General features: G+C 72.9%; 15 protein-coding genes and 2 pseudogenes. 5 read left to right on the top strand and 12 right to left on the bottom strand.

Translation table 11 applies throughout. The features are described 5' to 3' along the window. Positions 1-95 precede the first annotated feature (95 nt). Positions 96-419 carry a plasmid stabilization protein gene (locus ACQEVZ_RS40630; RefSeq protein ID WP_344507357.1) on the top strand — a complete coding sequence of 108 codons (324 nt, stop codon included), beginning with the start codon at positions 96-98 and terminating at the stop codon, positions 417-419. Between the two features lie 22 nt (positions 420-441). Here the strand turns inward: ACQEVZ_RS40630 and ACQEVZ_RS40625 are convergent. From ACQEVZ_RS40625 to ACQEVZ_RS40600, 6 genes and pseudogenes are all read right to left on the bottom strand, one after another. Further along, positions 442-675: pseudogene (locus ACQEVZ_RS40625) on the bottom strand (theronine dehydrogenase); the annotation flags it as partial. Between the two features lie 281 nt (positions 676-956). After that, positions 957-1,913 carry a hypothetical protein gene (locus ACQEVZ_RS40620; RefSeq protein ID WP_433377497.1) on the bottom strand — a complete coding sequence of 319 codons (957 nt, stop codon included), beginning with the start codon at positions 1,911-1,913 and terminating at the stop codon, positions 957-959. A gap of 30 nt (positions 1,914-1,943) precedes the next feature. Then, positions 1,944-4,418: an FtsX-like permease family protein gene (locus ACQEVZ_RS40615; RefSeq protein WP_433377494.1), complete on the bottom strand. Its 2,475-nt coding sequence runs from the start codon at positions 4,416-4,418 to the stop codon at positions 1,944-1,946. A gap of 85 nt (positions 4,419-4,503) precedes the next feature. Then, positions 4,504-5,271, bottom strand: coding sequence for an ABC transporter ATP-binding protein (locus ACQEVZ_RS40610; RefSeq protein ID WP_344507350.1), 768 nt, complete (start codon positions 5,269-5,271; stop codon positions 4,504-4,506). A 108-nt stretch (positions 5,272-5,379) separates the two neighbouring features. Further along, positions 5,380-6,039, bottom strand: a complete 660-nt coding sequence (locus tag ACQEVZ_RS40605) for a response regulator (protein ID WP_433377490.1) — start codon at positions 6,037-6,039, stop codon at positions 5,380-5,382. Continuing rightward, positions 6,027-7,256 carry a sensor histidine kinase gene (locus ACQEVZ_RS40600; protein ID WP_433377487.1) on the bottom strand — a complete coding sequence of 410 codons (1,230 nt, stop codon included), beginning with the start codon at positions 7,254-7,256 and terminating at the stop codon, positions 6,027-6,029. Before ACQEVZ_RS40600 ends, ACQEVZ_RS40605 begins: the two co-directional genes overlap by 13 nt. Positions 7,257-7,382: 126 nt before the next feature. On the opposite strand from ACQEVZ_RS40600, the gene ACQEVZ_RS40595 reads away from it, so the two are divergent. Next, positions 7,383-7,598: a hypothetical protein gene (locus tag ACQEVZ_RS40595; RefSeq protein ID WP_433377484.1), complete on the top strand. Its 216-nt coding sequence runs from the start codon at positions 7,383-7,385 to the stop codon at positions 7,596-7,598. Positions 7,599-7,632: 34 nt separating this feature from the next. Here ACQEVZ_RS40595 and ACQEVZ_RS40590 read toward each other — a convergent pair whose 3' ends face one another. Together ACQEVZ_RS40590 and ACQEVZ_RS40585 are read right to left on the bottom strand one after the other, a co-directional pair. Next, positions 7,633-7,959, bottom strand: coding sequence for a hypothetical protein (locus ACQEVZ_RS40590; protein WP_433377481.1), 327 nt, complete (start codon positions 7,957-7,959; stop codon positions 7,633-7,635). Between the two features lie 195 nt (positions 7,960-8,154). Further along, entirely contained in the window at positions 8,155-9,150 is a 996-nt protein-coding gene (locus tag ACQEVZ_RS40585; RefSeq protein WP_433377478.1) for a LacI family DNA-binding transcriptional regulator, read from the bottom strand. A gap of 260 nt (positions 9,151-9,410) precedes the next feature. On the opposite strand from ACQEVZ_RS40585, the gene ACQEVZ_RS40580 reads away from it, so the two are divergent. After that, positions 9,411-12,416 (top strand): TIM-barrel domain-containing protein, encoded by a 3,006-nt coding sequence (locus ACQEVZ_RS40580; RefSeq protein WP_433377475.1) that lies wholly within the window; start codon positions 9,411-9,413, stop codon positions 12,414-12,416. A gap of 221 nt (positions 12,417-12,637) precedes the next feature. Here ACQEVZ_RS40580 and ACQEVZ_RS40575 read toward each other — a convergent pair. Next, positions 12,638-12,775, bottom strand: a pseudogene (locus tag ACQEVZ_RS40575) (EAL domain-containing protein); the annotation flags it as partial. A gap of 522 nt (positions 12,776-13,297) precedes the next feature. Further along, positions 13,298-13,852 carry a hypothetical protein gene (locus ACQEVZ_RS40570; RefSeq protein ID WP_433377472.1) on the bottom strand — a complete coding sequence of 185 codons (555 nt, stop codon included), beginning with the start codon at positions 13,850-13,852 and terminating at the stop codon, positions 13,298-13,300. Between the two features lie 102 nt (positions 13,853-13,954). Here ACQEVZ_RS40570 and ACQEVZ_RS40565 point away from each other — a divergent pair, with 102 nt between their 5' ends. Then, the gene (locus ACQEVZ_RS40565) at positions 13,955-14,515 is read left to right on the top strand and encodes a TetR/AcrR family transcriptional regulator (RefSeq protein ID WP_433377469.1); all 561 of its coding nucleotides are present in this window, start codon (positions 13,955-13,957) and stop codon (positions 14,513-14,515) included. Here the strand turns inward: ACQEVZ_RS40565 and ACQEVZ_RS40560 are convergent. Beyond that, positions 14,510-15,967 carry an amidohydrolase family protein gene (locus tag ACQEVZ_RS40560; protein WP_433377466.1) on the bottom strand — a complete coding sequence of 486 codons (1,458 nt, stop codon included), beginning with the start codon at positions 15,965-15,967 and terminating at the stop codon, positions 14,510-14,512. The two genes, ACQEVZ_RS40565 and ACQEVZ_RS40560, sit on opposite strands and share 6 nt — an antisense overlap. A gap of 208 nt (positions 15,968-16,175) precedes the next feature. Between ACQEVZ_RS40560 and ACQEVZ_RS40555 the strand changes: the two genes are divergently transcribed. Beyond that, positions 16,176-16,451 (top strand): hypothetical protein, encoded by a 276-nt coding sequence (locus tag ACQEVZ_RS40555; RefSeq protein WP_433377463.1) that lies wholly within the window; start codon positions 16,176-16,178, stop codon positions 16,449-16,451. A gap of 83 nt (positions 16,452-16,534) precedes the next feature. Here the strand turns inward: ACQEVZ_RS40555 and ACQEVZ_RS40550 are convergent, their stop codons facing one another. Continuing rightward, positions 16,535-17,347 carry a hypothetical protein gene (locus ACQEVZ_RS40550; RefSeq protein WP_354901859.1) on the bottom strand — a complete coding sequence of 271 codons (813 nt, stop codon included), beginning with the start codon at positions 17,345-17,347 and terminating at the stop codon, positions 16,535-16,537. Positions 17,348-17,750 lie beyond the last annotated feature (403 nt).

Here is a 17,750-nt window from a genome sequence, read left to right as displayed (position 1 = left end):
GTCGGCCAGGGTACCGGCGGTGCGGCCGCGCTTACCCGCCGCGCGGATGGGAACCAGTACCGGCGAGAGGTCCTGCGCAATCCCAGGAGGAGCAGATGCCAGCCGGTTCCAATGCCAAGCGCGAACGGCAGTACGAGCACATCAAGGAAAGCGTGAAACGGCGCGGCAGGTCAACGGACGTCGCCGAGGAGATCGCCGCGCGGACGGTCAACAAGGAGCGGGCCCGCGCGGGAGAGTCCCGGACGGCCAGCCGGTCCTCGATCAACGACGTGTCGTCCGGGCATCGCGGCGGGAAGCGCTCACACTCGGGCGCTCAGGGACGCACGAAGGAGCAGCTGTACAACGAGGCCAGGCAGCGCAACATCAAGGGACGCTCCGCCATGAGCAAGGCCGAGCTGGAGAAGGCGCTGTCCCGCTGAACGGCAGCGGCCCGGCCCGTGCTCATCGGTCGTCGAGGGTGATGACGACCTTGACGTCCTCGTCGGTGGCGGTGAACGCCTCCGAGGCCCGCTCCAGCGGCACCCGGCGGGTGATCAGCCGGCCGAGCCAGTCCCGGTCGGCCTCGGCCAGCGCGTCCGCGGCCGTGGCGTAGTGGCCGAGGTTGGCGTTCACCGAGCCGACGACCACGTTGTTGTCCAGGACGAGCTCCCGGTTGAGGTCGCCGGCGTCCACGGTGACGCGGCGCCGAGCCGTGGTCGCCGTGGGCGATCTCCTTGTCGGTGCCGCACACCCCGACGGCCAGCCCCTCGACGAGCAGCTCGCCGTCGCCCGGCTCCGGGTCGGGGACGTCGGTCACGGCGAGGGACTGCCGTTGCCGCGGGATGACGGTCAGGGCACGCGTCCGGCGCACACCTCCATGGTCGATCCGGCTGATGACAGGTGGCGGGCGCGCGCGCCCGTGTGCCGCATACCCAGTGCGCGATGCATCCATGTACGGACGGCCGCGCCGACGGTTGCTACCGGGGTGCGAGCGGGTGCAGTGCCCGCGGCGGCACCGGGTGTGCGCTGATCTCGCCTTCGGGGTCGGCGACGTACAGCCGGTCGGCGGCGACGGCCACCGCGAGCGGTACATCGGGCAGGGCGACGACGTGCCGGGCCGCGCCGGTGAGCAGGTCCCACACCGTGAGCGCGGGTCCCGTCACGGCGGCCAGGACCGCACGGCCGTGCAGGACACCGACCGCGGGCGCGCTCAGGTCCTGCACGGTCGCCGGCAACGCCGGGCCGGCCGGGCGGCGCAGGGCCAGGTCGAGGACCCGGTACTCCCGCCAGTCGGTCTTCACCAGCAGCGCCGGCCGCCGGCCGAGGGCCCACGGGCCCCAGCGGTAGCCGCGCACGAACACGGGCGGCCCGACCGGCCGGCCACCGATCGCGTCCCACAGCCAGCCGCGCCAGTCGGTCCGCGGCGAGTCGTCGTCGGGCTCCAGCCAGGCGTACGCCCCGCCGGCCACCGCGACGAGCTCGTCCACCCGCCAGCCGTCCGGCGCGCTCCACGGCGCCCGGAGCGCCTCGCCGGTGCGCAGGTCGTGGTAGTGGACGCGCCGCCAGTCGCTGCTGAGCACCGCCGGCCGCCCGGACACCACGGCCGCCGCCACGGTGTAGACGCCGTCGCCGTCCGGTTCGAACCGGCCGACCGGCTCCGGGCCGTCGAGGGTGAGCCGGTGCGCGATGCAGTCGTAGCCGCGGCCGCGGACGATCGAGTACGCCTCGCCGTCCGCCGCGAACGTCGACAGGTTCGTGTCGGGGCGGGAGAAGCACCAGTCGTAGGGCATCGGCCACCCGCCGAGCAGCCGGCCCGTGTCCGCCTCGTGCAGCGTGCAGGCCGTGGCCTGGTCGACCGTGCTGAACATGCCCGCGACGACGGCCACGCCGCCGACGGTGGCCGTCCGCAGGGCGCCGAAGTCCCACGTCCGCACCCGACGCATCGTACGGACTCCGGCGGGCGCTCACTCCTTCACGCCCATGTGCTCCATCGGCGGGACGCGCAGCAGGCGGCCGATCGGCAGCACCGTGGTGAGGAGGGCGAGCAGCGCCGTGCCGGCGATGACGGTGGCCCAGCCGAGGGGCGGCACGTAGGGCAGCGGTTCGCCGGTCACCGCGTGCACCACCGTGGTCAGGGTGGCCAGGGCGATCGCCGCGCCCATGAGGACCGCGACGCCGAGGAGGCCGGCCTGTTCGGCGTGGACCATCCGCTTCGCCTGGCCGCGGGTGACGCCGGCGAGGCGGAGCACGGCGAGCTCGCGGCGGCGGGCGAGGGCCGCGATGACCATAGTGTTGGCGGCCGCGAGGGCGGCGTAGCCGACCATGACGCCGACGAGCAGCCTGTTGAGCCAGGCGCTGACGGCGAGGTCGGCGGCGAGCTGCCGGGTCTGGCCGCTGGTGGCGACGAGCGTGCTGCCGGGGTGCCGGGCCGTGAGCGCCGACAGGTCCGCCGGACCCGACGTGCTGATGAGGACCTCGTCGTCGACGTCGCGGGCGGTGTGGCCGGCGACCGTGTCGCGCGCCAGGGTGATGTCGCCGAAGCCGAGGCCGCGCTCATAGACGGCGACGAGGGTGAGCCGCACGGGTGTGCCGTCGCCGAGCCACAGCGGGACCGTGTCGCCGATCTCCCAGCCGTGGGTCGATGCTCTGATCGACGATGCGGCCACGGTACCGGCGGACAGCGCGGACAGGTCGCCCTGGCGCACCCGCAGGTCCATCGTGGCGGTCAGGTCCGGCGCGGAGACGGCCTGGGCGCCGACCGTCTCCGCGCCGTCGAGGAACTTCACGATGACGGACGTGCGCCGTACCGACGTGGCGGCCCGGACGCCGGGAAGCTTCCGCGCGTCGTCGGCGGCGCCGACGGGCAGCCCGGCCGGGGAGACCAGGGCCTGCGAGGCGCGCAGGCCGTCGCGGCGCTGGGCGAGGGTCTGCCGTTCGAGGTTGTCCTGCAGGAACCACACGGATCCGCCGAGCCCGACGGACAGCACCAGCGCGGTGAGCACGGCGGCCGTGCCGCGCGCGTTCGCCTTCAGGTTGGCGGTCGCCAGGTATCCGCTGGTCCCCCACACCGCGCGCAGCACCGGCGCCAGCGCCTGGGCGGCGGCCCGGTTGATCCACGGCGCGAGGAGGCCGACCGCGGTCACGAACAGGTACAGCATGCCGACCGCGGCGGCGAGCGCCGCCTGCCCGCCGGCGCCGAGCGTGAACGCGCCTGAGGAGCCCGCGCCGGCCAGCGCGACGAGACCGCAGACGAGGCGCGCCTTGCCGCCGCGGGTCGGCTCGACCGCCACCTCGCCGAGGGCCTCGACGGGGCGGATCGCGGTGACGCGGCGGGCGGCGATCAGCGCGGACAGCACCGCGACGAGCGTGGTGACGCCGGCGGCCGCGACCGTCGCGAGCAGGCCGTCGGCGATCGGGAACGTCGCGGGGACGAAGCCGCGGCCCACGAGCTGGCCGCGCACCCAGCGGGTCGCGAGCAGGCCGGCGGGGACGCCGACCGCGACGGCGGCGAGACCCACCGCGGCCGCCTCGGCCATGATCATCCGGCGGACCTGGCCGGGGGTCGCGGCAACGGCGCGCAGCAGTGCGAGGTCGCGTCGGCGGTGCCGCACCGACAGCCCGACGGTGGCGGCGACGACGAACCCGATCAGCAGCACGACGTACCCGCCGAACGCGCCGCCGGCCTGGATCAGCAGGTCGCGTGCGTCGAGGTCGGCGGAGCCCTCGGCCAGGCCGCGGTCCGCGCCGGTGTAGACCTTCCCACCCGCTTCGGCCGCGAGCCCGCGTACCGCCGCCGCGAGGGCGGCCTTGTCGGTGCCGGGTTGCGCGACGATCCCGATGGCGGCGATCCGGCCGGGGTGCGGCGACAGGGTCGCGGCGTGCGTGTCGGTGAAGAAGACCGCGGGTGCCGGCCCGTCGACGACGCCGCTGACCCGGTACGTCCGTGCGGCGCCGCCGACGACCAGGATCGTCTGCTGGCCGGGCGCCATCCCGAGCCGCCGGTCGACCGCGATCTGCTCCGCCGCGGCCGGCGGGACTCCGGCGACGAGCCGGAACGGTGTCAGTGCGGCACTGGCCCAGCCGTGCCCGGTGACATCGGGCAACCCGACCGGCACAGGGTCGTCGGCCGCGACCGTGGCGACCCCGGCGAGCGCGCGGATCCGCTCGACCAGGTCCGCCGGGACGGTGCCGCCTTCGGGGAGCCGTACCGTCGACCAGACGACCTCACCGTCGAGGTCCTTGGCGCTGATGGTGATGTCGCGGTGCGCGACCACCACGTCGGCTGCGGCGTATCGGGCCGGCGACGGCTTGTACCGCAGCCCGGACTCGACGAGCGCGCCCATGGCCATGAGGATCATGACGCCCGCGGCGAGGGCGACGAGCGAGGCGACCGCCGAACCGGGACGGTGCCGCAGCATCCGCAATGCCAGCCTGGTCATGCCGCCACCTCCGCTGCGCTCCGGCGTCGGCCTGACCCAACACTGCAATGCTGATTCGCGGCTCCTCCGCTGCGCTGCGGCCCGCTCATGCCGCCACCGCCCGGCGGCGGCCCAGCGACGCGAGTTGCTCGGCGATGCGCTCCACGCCCGGCTGCGGCAGGTCGCGCACGATCCGGCCGTCGGCGAGGACCAGGACCCGGTCGGCGTACGAGGCGGCCACCGGGTCGTGCGTCACCATCACGACCGTCTGCCGGTGCTCGTCGACGACGGCGCGCAGCAGGCTCAGCACGTCCGCCGCGGTCTCCGTGTCCAGCGCGCCGGTCGGCTCGTCGCAGAAGATCACCTCGGGGCGGGTGGCGAGGGCCCGGGCGATCGCGACCCGCTGCTGCTGCCCGCCGGACAGCGCGGACGGCCGGTGGTGCAGGCGTTCCCGCAGCCCGACCCGGTCGACCACGTGGTGCAGCCACGGCTGGTCGGGCCGCCCGCCCGACAGGCGCAGCGGGAGCACGATGTTCTCCTGCACCGTCAGCGCGTTGACGAGGTTGAACGCCTGGAACACGAAGCCGATCCGGTCGCGGCGCAGCTTCGTCAGCCTCGTCTCCGACAGGCCGGACAGCTCGGTGCCGCCGATCCACACCCGGCCGGACGTGGCCCGGTCCAGGCCGGCCGCGGTCTGCAGCAGCGTGCTCTTGCCGGAGCCGGACGGCCCCATCACCGCCGTGAACGTGCCGCGGTCGAACCGCACGTCCACGCCGGCGAGCGCGGTGACCGCCTGCGGTCCGGTGCCATACGTGCGGGTCAGCTGCTCGACGCGGACCGCCGCGCCGGCGTCCTGTCCAACGTTCATGTCCATGCCGACGACGCTATGGCGGCACCCGGCCATGATCGATCCAGCGTGCTGGCGGACCGTGGTACAGCAGGCTGTACTTACTCCCGCGCTCACGCTGTGCTTACCCTGTGCTCACCCTAGGCGCCGGGTGTCCTCCAGGTGCCGCAGGACCGCCGTGACCCGCCGGTCGGCGCGGTCGTCGGGCGCGAGGCCGAGCTTGGCGAAGATGCTGCGGATGTGCTTGTGCACTGCCCCTTCGGTGACGAACAGCCGCTCCGCGATCGCCGTGTTGCCGAGACCTTCGGCCATCAGGGCGAGCACGTCGCGCTCCCGCGGGCTGAGAAGGCTCAGCGTGCTGTCGGGGCGGGTGCGGGCGAAGAGCTGGCTGACCACCTCCGGGTCGATCGCGGTGCCCCCGCCGGCGACGCGGTGCAGCGCCTCGAGGAACTCCTCGACCCGGCCGACCCGCTCCTTGAGCAGGTAGCCGAGCCGGGCCGCTCCCCCGGCGAGCAGGTCGGTGGCGAACGCCTGCTCCACGTACGCCGACAGCACCAGCACCGCGAGGCCCGGCTGGCGGCGCCGCGCCTCGACGGCGGCCACGATGCCCTCGTCGGTGTGGGTCGGCGGCATGCGGACGTCGACGATCGCGACGTCGGGCCGGTGCTCGTCCACCGCGGCCAGGAACGTGTCCGGCGCGCCAGTGACGGCGACCACGTCGAGCTGCTCGGCCCGCAGCAGCAGGGCCAGGCCTTCCCGCAGCAGGGCGTCGTCCTCGGCGATCACGATCCGCACGGCAGCTCCACATGTATCGTCGTCGGCCCACCGGGTGGGCTGGTCAGGGTGAACCGGCCGTCGTGGGCCTCGACCCGCCGGCGGATGCCGCCGATGCCGGAGCCGCGGCCCTCGTCGGCGCCGCCGTGGCCGTCGTCGGTCACCGTCACGTGCAGCCGGTCGGTCCTTCTCGTCACGGTGACGGCCACGGTACCGGCGCCGCTGTGCCGGGCGACGTTGGTCAACGCCTCGGCGACCACGAAGTACGCCGTCGCCTCGACCGACACCGCGCACCGCCCCGGCACGTCCACCTCGACCGTGCACGGCACGCCGCAGCCGGCGGCCAGGCCGTCGAGCGCGCCGGCGAGCCCACGGTCGTCGAGCACCGGCGGCAGGATCCCGCGCACGACGGTCCGCAGCTCCGCGAGCGCCAGCTCGGCGGCGTCGTGGGCGCGGTCCAGCACCTCCGCCGCCAGTGCCGGATCGCGGGCGAGGGCCCGCCGGGCGGCGCCGAGCAGCACGGTGACCGCGACGAGCCGGTTCTGCGCCCCGTCGTGCAGCGACCGTTCGATGCGGCGCAGCTCGACGGCGTGCGCGTCGAGGGCGGCCGCGCGGGTGGCGGTGAGCTCGGCGATCCGCAGCGACATGTCCACGTCCCGGGGCGGCGGAAGCCACCGCCGCCCCGGCGCCGCCTGCCAGCGGGCGATCCGGGGGCCGAGCGCGACGGACACGGCGAGCCAGCCGGCACCCATGAGCGCGACGGCGAGCGCGTCGGGCAGCCCGTCGATGCGCCAGGTGACGTAGCCGGGGCCGCCCACGTCCGGCGGCGGCGCCCAGTAGTACAGCGGGAACAGCAGGTACTGCACCGCCGACAGCGGCAGCGCGAGCCCGATCATCCCCAGCGCGAACCCGCCCGTGCCGTGGACGGCGACGAACGCGGCATCCCGCCGGACCCACGGGTCGCGCACGGCGTCGCGCCAGCCGGCCGGCACCGGCGGCGGCGACGGCAGGACGGCGTCCCATCGCGACAGTCGCGCCCGCTCCCGGTCCGCCGCCCAACGGGCCGCCTTCAGTGCCGACGGGACGGCCACCAGGCCGATGCCGGCCAGCGACGCGGCCGCCGTGACGAACAGCGACAGGAACGCGCCGAGCGCGAGGGTCGCCGTGCCGAGCCCGCCGACGATGCGTTCGAGCGCGTCGACGGACGCGCGAACCCGGTCCCGGACGAACTGCCGCACGGCAGAGACGATAGGCGACGAGCGGGACGGCCGGCCGCTCGCGGCCCGGAAAGTACAGCCTGCTGTACCTGCACCGGCGCGCTGGCTGGATCGCTGGCGGGCACCCGGCTGCATAGCGTTGCCGGCATGACTGACCGTTACCGCATCGAAGCCGCCGACGCGCCTGAGCGCCGCGGCATGCTCCGCCCCGTCCTGTGGCTGGTGCTGGTCCTCAGCGCCGCCACCAATGCCACCATGTCCGGCATCGGCGCCAACCCGTTCGTGGGCGCTGTCTTCGGGCTGGTCACCCTCGCCTGCGCGACCGCCCTCGTCGTTCACCACTACCGCCACCGCGCCCGGTGACCTGCCGGCCCTCGCGCTCGGCGGGCGCTGGCCCTCAGCAGGCGGTCGCGGTGACCGTGCCGGCGGCGTCGAGCGTGATGCCGTTGGCGGCGGGCGGCTCCTCGTTCAGGTAGCCGGCCGTCACCAGGTCGCCGACCGCCGCCGGCTTCGCGTTCTCGTCGGCGACGTACGCCTGATAGGCGATCTCGACGGCCCGCTTGTCGGCCTCGCAGGCGGTCGATCTGCTTTTGCCGGTGAGGTCGCCGACCGAGGTGACAGCGATCGCGCCGAGCGCGGCGACCACGACGGCCGCAACGAGCATCTCGTTGACCGTGGAGCCGGCGTCCCGCTGCCGCCGGGGCGCCGTGATGCGACGAAGCACGAGGTATTTCTCCATCAAGGGGGGGCGGGGACGGGCGGCTGCGGGGACGCGGCGATCCGCCACAGCCGCCCGTCGGCTCCGGTGCGAAACGGTAGCGGTTCGGTTGCAGCCGTCCTGTCCACCGGTCGGGCACGTGTACCCACCCACCGCCCGACACGCGGCCGTCCGGCGCACGGTCGCTCAGCGCACGGTCGCTCAGCGCACGGTGGCGGGGGCCGGGCCGGTGGAGGCGCGGACGATCAGCCGGGCCGGCAGGGACGTGCGGGTGCCGCCGGGGCGGTCGCGGTCGTTGAGCAGGTCGGCGAGCAGGTCGATGCCGGCCCGGCCGCACTGGTCCTTCGGCTGGCTGACGGTGGTCAGGGCGGGCGTGACCAGGGCCGAGGCCGGGATGTCGTCGAAACCGATGATGCTCACGTCACCGGGCGCGGTCACCCCCCGGGCGCCGAAGCGGCTGGCGAGACCGAGGCCGATCATGTCGTTGTAGGCGATGACCGCGGTGACGCCGGCGGCCAGGACCAGGTCGGCGACGGCGACGCCGCCCTCGAAGTCGGGTGAGACGTTGCCGGCCTCGACCCCCTCGAGGCCGAGGCCGGCCACCACAGCACGGAAGGCGCGCAGTCGCTCGCGGTTGACCCATGAGGTGCGGGGGCCGGCGACGTAGGCGACCCGGCGGTGGCCGAGGGCAGCGAGGTGGGCGAGCGCCTGGCGGATGCCGTCGGCGTTGTCGAAGATGATCGACGGCAGCTGGCCGACCCGGCGGTTGAGCAGCACCACCGGCAGGTCGCCGCAGACGGAGCGCAGCTCGTCGTCGCCGGCGCGGGGTGCGCACAGCACGAAGCCGTCGACCTGCTTGGTCAGCGTCCGGATGAGGTCCAGTTCGGTGGCGGGATCCTCGTCGGAGTCGGCCAGCAGCACGGCGAGCCCGAACTCCCGGGACCGGCGCTGGGCGGCCTTGACGATGCCGGCGAACAGCGGGTTGGCGATGTCGGGCACCAGGAAGCCGAGTGTGCCGGTGCGCCCGGTGCTCAGCCCCCGGGCGATCCGGTTCGGCTCGTAGCCGAGCTGCGCGACGGCCCGCTCGACCCGCTCCCGGGTGGCCGGCCGCACCTGGTCCGGGGCGGCGAGCGCGCGGGACACCGACGACTGGGAGACCCCGGCGAGCCGGGCGACGTCCTTGATCGTCGCCGCCATCCGCAGCTCCTCGCGTCATCCTGGAAGCGGTTCCAGATCTTGTCAGTTCGTCGACGGTAGCACGAGGTTCATCGATGCGAAACCGGTCTATTGCAAGGTATTGACAAAACTCGCTGTAGCGGACCACTGTGGGAACCGTTTCCGGCGCGCTCCAACCGCCAACCCGCCCGGAGACCCAATTCGCCGCGCGCGCCGCTGCGCACACCTCACCGCCACAAGCGCAACGGATTCGCCCGCACCTGTCGAGGAGAGTCGATGCGATGAAGAGAAGGAACGTGCTCGGCATGGCCGCCGGGCTGTCGATCGGCGCCGTCGCCGCCGGACCGGGCCGGGCCGTCGCGGCCGTCGGGGAGCAGCTGGGCAACTACGCGTCCCACCTGACCGACGCCCGCAGCGTCACCGTCACCAGCACCACGGGCCAGCGGTTGCGGATCACCGCGTACGGCAACCAGATCGTCCGGGTCCGCGCGATCCGCAGCGGGGAGACGTTCTTCGCCGACTCCCGCTACGAGATGGTGGTGCCCGCCAACCACGCCGGCATGGGCGGCACCCTCACGGTCACGAATGACAGCACCAGCCTGACGATCGTCACCGGCGCGGCCGACGGCATCCGGATCGTGCTGCACAAGAACCCGCTGCGGCTGGAGTTCTACCACCGCGGCACCGGGGCGCTGCTGGCGAAGGAGGACGCGACCCGCAGCATCACCTGGGGCGGCACCAACAACAGCGTCGTCACCGAGGCCTTCGTCCCGCCGCCCGCCGACGAGCACTTCGTCAAGGCGGGGCACGGGCTCTATGGACGCTCCCCCAGGGTCGACCGCACCGGTGACGTCGTGTCGCACAACTACGGCACCGTCCGCAGCGACCAGGCGCCCGCGATCGTGCCGCTGTACCTGTCCACCAAGGGCTACGGCGTCTTCTTCAACACGACCTTCGACACCACCTTCGCCTTCGCCAACGGCACCGCCAGGGACTACGCGTTCTCCGCGGACGACCACAACACCGCCGGCGTGCGGCCGCAGATGGACTACTTCCTCATCAACGGCCCGGAGTTCGCGAAGCTGCTGGACCGCTACACCCAGCTGACCGGGCGGCCGCGCCTGCCGCAGATCGCCATCTTCGGGCTGCACATGTCGGACAAGGGCTTCCCCGACGTCAGCGACCAGAACTGGTGGCGCACGAAGATCACCCAGCACCGCAACGCCGGCTACCCGTTCGACCACCACGTCAACGACAACCGCTGGCGCAACGGCACCGGCGCGTGGGGCGGCTCCTGGTTCGAGTTCAGCCCCACGCGGTGGCCGGACCCGGCCGGATACCAGGCGTGGGCCGCGGAGAACGGCGTCACGATGACGCTGGACTACAACCGCAACAACTCCAACCTCATGGCCGGCTGGGTCGGCGGGCCACCGCCCGGCTACAGCTTCAAGGCCGGCGACCTCACCGGGGTGGCCGACAGCGGCTCGGTGCCCGACTGGACCAACCCCGCGACCCGCGCCTGGGTGTGGAACGTCTTCTGGACCAAGGCCCTGAACCCGGCGCTGCACTTCCCCGGCGACGGGCTGTGGCTCGACGAGACCGACGAGCTGGGCCCGATCCCGTTCAACGCCGACTCCGCGGGCGGCAAGAAGTGGTCGGAGCTGCGCAACGCGTACTTCTTCTACCTGCACAAGGGCGTCGGCGAGGAGGGCTGGGACCCGCAGGCGGCCGGCCACATCGGCACCGCCAAGCGGCCGTGGACGTGGAGCCGCGGCGCGTCGGCCGGGCAGCAGCGCTACGGCCACTACTGGACCGGCGACATCGGCTCCACCTACGACGAGATGCGCCAGCAGATCCGCGGCATGCTGGCCGGCGGGATCGGCGGCTTCCCCTTCTCCAACATCGACGGCGGCGGCTTCCACGGCCAGACCGGCGGCCTGATCCCCGAGCCGTTCTACCGCAACTGGACGGCCGCCTGGTCGAGCCTGTCGCCGATCTGGCGGCCGCACAGCGGGGCCAGCACCACGTCGCAGGGCGCGGTCGCCTCCCGCTGGCCGCTCGACCAGAGCGCCGTCATCCAGGCGGACTTCCGCAAGTACGGCGAGCTGCGGTACACGCTGCTGCCGTACATCTACAGCATCGCCCACGAGGCGAGCACCACCGGGATGCCGATGGCCCGGGCGATGGTCATCGACTACCAGAACCGGCCGAACGCCTACTCGCACGACCTGCAGTACATGTGGGGGCCGTCGCTGCTCGTCGCGCCCGTCACGTCCGACGGCGGCGCGACCCAGAACGTCTGGCTGCCCGCCGGCGCCACCTGGTACAACTTCTGGGCCGACATCAAGCACGTCGGGACCGACGCGTCCGACCTGCCCTACGTCACCCACACCGGCGAGATCATCCTCTTCGTGAAGGCCGGCGCGATCCTGCCGAAGTACCAGTACGCGCAGAGCACCGCCTACCTGAACAAGCGGCAGCTGGAGATGGAGGTGTACGCCGGAGCGGACGGCACATTCAACCTGGTGGAGGACGACGGCGTCACCGAGGCGCACCGCGTCTCCGGCGCCAGGGCCGTCACCACCCTGACCTTCACCGACGCGGCGACGAGGACCGTGATCCGGCACCCGCAGGGCACCTACGACGGCGCACCCACCGCGCGCCGGTACATCGTGCGCGTCCACGGCCTGACCGCCCCGGTCGGCATGCGGGTCAACGGCGGCGCGACCCTGCCGGCCTACAGCACCGAGGCGACGGCGATCACCAGCGGCGGCGGCACGGTGTGGGACGCCACCCGCAAGGTCCTGTCGGTCGTCACCGCGTCGATCCCGGTCGTCGCCGGCGGCGGCGTGGCCGCCACGGTCGAGCCGAGCGGCGCGGCCTTCCCGGCGGTCACGGGCGGCACCTCCTACCCGGCGGAAAGGGCCCTGCTCAGCGGCGCCGTCATCGACACCCGTCACGCGGACTACACCGGGACGGGCTTCGTCGACTTCGCCGACACCTCGGCCAGCGGCGCCTACGTCCAGTGGACCGTCAACGTGCCCGCCGCGGGCACCAGGACGCTGACGTTCCGCTACGCCAACGGCGGCACCGCCAACCGGCCCCTCGCGATCTCGGTCAACGGCACCGGCGTCAACGGCGCCCTGGCGTTCAACCCGACCGGCTCCTGGGACGCCTGGAGCACCACCTCGTTCACCGCGTCGCTGCCCGCCGGCAGCCAGGTCACCGTCCGGGCGACCACGACCGGCGCCAACGGGGCGAACATCGACAGCCTCACCATCACCTGAGCCACGGCGACCGGCTTCCGGTGGACCCGTCGCGGCCCGCCGGGAGCCGGGCTCAACCGTGGACGGCCACCGGGGGGCGCGGCGGGGTCCAGCGCCGTCGGCAGGCTCGGCCACTCGGCGGCGGAGCGGTGCAGCAACGCCTCGACGTCGCCGGCGGGCAGCGGGCGGGCGAAGTGGAAGCCCTGCGCGGTGCGGTACCCGAGCAGGGTGAGCTCGGTCGCCTGGGCCGGGTCCTCGATGCCCTCCGCGACGGTGTCCATGTGCAGGATCTGGCTGAGCCGGATGACGGCCTCCGCGACCGCGGCGCGCTCCGGGTCGCCACTGAGGTCCGCGACGAAGCAGCGGTCGAGCTTGAGGATGTCGACGGGCAGGCGGGTGAGGTACCGCAGCGACGAGTAACCGGCGCCGAAGTCGTCGAGCCCGCCGGTCCATCGGCTCCGCGGCGAAGCTCAGCAGCCCCAGCAGCAGCACCGGCACCGCCAGGGTCCGCAGCGCCACGGCGGCGACCGTCGCGACGCCCCAGCTCCGGTCGTGGGTGTTGAACGCGACCGAGAACCCGACGCCGGCGATGATGAGCAGCGCGAGCGCGGGGCTGGTGAACCGGTACGGGCGCTTGGCGGCCGCCGACAACCGCCGGCTGAACGCGACACGCGGGTGCAGGCCGAGCGCGACGGTCTCCAGGGCGCAGATCGAGATCCCGGCCCGCCTGCGTGTTGTACAGGTCGGTGAACCGGAACACCACCAGCCCGGCGAAGAGCAGGCACACCACTCTCGTCACGTTCGACACACCCATCGCACCGCCCCGGTTCGCACACGTCCGGTCCCCTATCGGAGGAGGCCGCGGCGATCTGAGCGCTTCCCGGCTCTTGTCGCGACCCGATCTATTCCTTCGCTGCACGGCCGAGTCGGACGGCGGAGATGAGGAAGAAGACGGCGCCGGGGATGGCGTAGGCGATCGCGTTGGTCAGCACCGGGTCGTCCGCGGCGGCGCCGGCGATGAACGACCCGCCGGCGAGCACCGAGATGCCACCGCTGATGATCATCGGCCACTGGCCGCCCATGCCGCGGCGGGTGATTCCCACGGCCAGCTGCACCAGTCCGGCCACGACCGCCCACGCACCCCAGACGCGCAGGACCGCCGGGATGCCGTCCGCGCCGGCGAAGACCAGGCCGGCGGCGGCGAGCAGGCTGACGGCGACGTTCACGTAGAGCAGCGCGGGCGATCCGGTGCCGCGGGAGGCCCGCGCGTCGACGACGGCCGCACCCACGTCGAACAGCGGGTAGAGCACCAGCAGCGTCCTGGCGAGCGGGCCGAGGTGCTCGGCGGTCGTGAACATCACGAGGGCCCAGGCGATGGCGAACGCGAAGCGGACGAAGTACAGCCTCCGCAGGGCGGACGCCGTCGCCTCGATGCCGGACGTGGTGAGAGTGGTCATGGCGCTTCCTTCTCCGAGAGAACGAACGTTCTGTCTCGGCCCAGCGTGCAGGCTTCGCGGAGGCCTGTCAAGACCGAACGTTCTATCTCTAAGATGGACCCCATGGCACTGGGCGGAGTTTCCGAGGCACGGCAGCGGCTCCTGGTCACCGCCGCCGGGATCTTCTACCGGGAAGGCATCCACTCGGTCGGCGTCGACCGGATCATCGGCGAGGCGAAGGTGACCCGGGCCACGTTCTACCGGCACTTCCCCGGCAAGGAGGATCTCGTCCTCGCCTACCTGCAGGCGGCCGACCAGCAGATCCGGGGCCAGGTGGACGCGGCCCTGACCGCCGGCCTCCCCGCCCCCGACGCGCTCCGCGCCGTCGCGGCGTCGATCGCCGAGGGCATCCGGTCGGACGGCTTCCGCGGCTGCGCCTTCCTGAACGCCGTGGCCGAGTACCCGGACCCCGGCCACCCCGTGTACCAGGCCGTCCTGGCACACCGGCAATGGTTCCTCGACACGGTCACCGCCCTGACGGGCAGCGATCCTCGCGCGCAGCGGTTCGTCATGCTCCGCGACGGCGCCATGGCGGCCGGCTGCCTGTCCGACCGCGACCAGGTCTGCGCGACCTTCCTCAGCGGCGTCGACGACCTCATCCGGTCCGGCGCCGGTGGTTCATGAGCGCAGCGCCCGCCCCGGGTACGCGTCCGGCAGCAGCTCGCCGTCGCGGATGACGGGCTCGCCGTTGACCAGCAGGTGCCGGACGCCGTGCGACGGTGCCGTCGAGGCGAGCACCGTCGCCTGATCCGTGATCCGGGCCGGGTCCAGCACGACGACGTCGGCGTCCGCGCCGATGCCGAGGTGCCCCTTGCGCCGGGCGGCGGGCGCGTGCGCGTCGAGCAGCCGGGCCGGCAGGTAGGAGCAGCGCCGGAACGCCTCCGGCCAGTCCCAGATCCCGGTCTCCCGCACGAACCGCCGCAGCGCCTTCGCGAACGTGCCGGCCGTGCGCGGGTGGGTCGCGCCTTCCGGCAGCGGCCACTGCCGCGTGTCGCGGGTGCCGTCGTTGAACGTCACCGGCAGCGCGTCGCTGGCCACGATCGTGCCCGGGTCGGCGAACGTGCCCTCCAGCAGCGCACGGTCCGACGGATCCGTCTCGTCGAGGATCTCGATGAGGCACAGCGCGCCGGGCGTGGCCGCCCTGACCTCCCGCAACCGGGCCGCGTCGGCGATCCGCTCGCCCGACGGCAGCAGCACCAGGTTGTGCGGCTTGAGCCCCCACACGTGCAGCCGTTCGGGAGCGAGGAACGCGGCACCGATGCCCGTGCACGCGGTGCCGTACGGGTACGCCTCGTACGTCACCCGCGAACCCGCCGCGACCGCCGCGTGGATCGTGCCGAGCGCCCGCTCCACATGCCGGCCCGAGGTGCTGTTGACGTGGCAGTAGTGCATCGCGACGCCGGTCTCGGCGGCGGCCGCGGTCACCTCGTCCGCGCCGTCGACGAGCACATCCGGGTCGGCCTCGATCAGGTTCCGCACGTGCGCGAACACCGGCACCCCGTTGCCGCCGGCGAGCCGGGCGACGTGCAGGAACTCGCTGGGCTCGGCCCGCGGCGTGTACCCGATCGGCACCCCGATGCCCAGCGCACCGTCGGCGAGCTCACCGGACAGCAGGTCCAGCCACCGGTCACGCTGTACCGGCGACGACGACGCCTGCCAGTGCTCGTTGCCCATCAGCGCCAGCACGCCGGCCAGGTCCGGCACCGGCTCGACCCCGGCGAGCACCAGCCCCCGGGCCGCCGCCCACGACGCGGAGTACCCGTAGTTCAGCGGCCGTCCCTCCTCGGCGGCCCGCTGGAGCGCGACCGCCACCGGCATCAGCCCGATCTCGAGGTCCAGCGCCGTGGTCACGCCGTCGAACGCCTGCAGCCGCTGCCCGGCGATCGTGTTGACGTGGCTGTGCACGTCGACGAACCCCGGCCCGACGACCAGCCCGGTCGCGTCCACGACGACGGCACCCTCGCTCACGCTGGCAGGATCGGCGATCGAGCCGTCGCGCACGAGCAGGTCACGGACCTCGTCCGTCCCCGCCCCCGGGTCGATGACACGCCCACCACGAATCACGATCTCGGTCATGCGCCCACCCTAGGACCGCCGACGCCATCGAGGTTGGTGACCGGCGACAGTTCCGCTCTCCCCTGTTCGTACCGCCGCACCGACCCGCCCTGACCGCCACGTACGCCGGCGCGGTCGCGACCGTCCCCGGCTCACACCACCCGGTTGCCGTCCTCCAGGTACCGAGTCTGATGAGCCTGCGCTGTCGGCCCATCTCGGCGCCGGGCATGTGATTGCCGCGATCATGGAGGGCGTTCCGGATGTCATTTCCGGATCGGACGGATTTCCGGAGATGTCAGGTGCGTCGTCGTTGCTGACGGACGGCGTGTGGGTCTGGCGGCGCGATCTGGCGTATTACCTGCGTCGTTATCATGTCGCTCTGCCGGACGAGTTCCGTGACCATGCCGCGCGAAACGGCTACCTCGTTCCGCCGATGGAGCCTCGACGAATCGTCGAGTTGCAGAAAGAGGCCAACGTCGGCTGTACGTATTTCGACCGGCCGTGAAACGACGCACGTGGCGGCGAAGACCCGCCGGAGGACATCCTCCGGCGGGTCCGGGCCGTTCGTTCACGTGACGACGGCCGGTATCAGCACCAGCCCTTGACGGCCGGGGCGCTCTGGATGGAGCCGGAGACGGCGTACACCGTCGTGCGGCAGTCCGAGCCCCCGGTCACGGTCGTGGCGGTCACCTCGGCGGTGCCTGCCTGCGCCGGCACGGTGAACTGCCGGTCGACGTAGTAGGCGCGGTACATCTGGCCCCAGCGGGGGTCGTTGTACTGCTCCCAGTACTGGCGGGTGATGACGACCCGGAAGGAGGTCTCCTCGACCGAGTTGTCCTTGAAGCCGAACACCGTGGTGCCGTCATCCGCCCTGGAGATGGTTCGCACGTCGGTCGGGGCGGCGAGGGTGGCGGTGTACGTCCTGCAGCCCAGCTGCGGGTTGCCGGGGTTCGCGGCGCCGGCGGGCACGACGCTGATCGCCCACGCGCACACCTGGTGGGTGCCGAGACCCGCCGGGACGTTGGCGTCGAAGCCGCGGTAGGAGCCGTAGGCCGGGTACGCGGCGGCGACGTCCGGGCGGTACGTGTTGGCGCTGAGGGTCTGCTTCCACGCGCCGTCGATGTAGATGTCGACGATGAGCGGCGCGCTGCCGCTGTCCCGGTCGATGCCCCAGCCGGTGACCCGCACGGCATTGCCGACGTACGTGACCGTGTCGAGCGTGCCGTGCACGGGGATGTCCCGCACCACCGGTTCGCCGTCGCCGCCGCCGTCACCGCACGCCGGCGGCGGCACCGGAACGTTGCAATTCGGCGCGGCGCTGGCCGGGCTGGACGGTAAGACGATCGCGCTGAACAAACCGGCCAGCGCCACCGCGCCGACCTGAAGAAGTCGTCGTTTCACTGCTCTTTCTCCTCTGTACGAGGTCATCTCTGCTGATGACGAGAGGAATGTAGAAATACGCGGCCGCCGCCGATTCAATTCATCGCGGACCGTGGCACGAACTGGGGAGAGGCCCGAGCGCACAGGACAATGTCCAGGACACAATTCGGGACGACTGTCCCTGGCCACCCGGGACACTTTGCTGATTCAATTCGCCGACAATTGCACGGCAATTCGTCTGCAATTCCATTCACGAATCGGCGCGACCTCGCCGGCCGCGCCGGACCGGGCAGCCACGCCTTCGACGGTGGCGGGCCGCACCGCGACCCTCCGATGAAAGTTTCGCCGGGTTTCCAGCGGATTCGACCGTCCACCTTGCCGAAAAGGTTTTCGGGGCGCACCGTGGCGGAGTCCATTGATGAAA

This window comes from Dactylosporangium sp. CA-152071, assembly GCF_050936335.1.
Classification (GTDB): Bacteria; Actinomycetota; Actinomycetes; order Mycobacteriales; family Micromonosporaceae; genus Dactylosporangium; species Dactylosporangium maewongense.
Note: the sequence above shows the minus strand (reverse complement) of the source record. Positions and strands in the feature narration are given on the sequence as shown.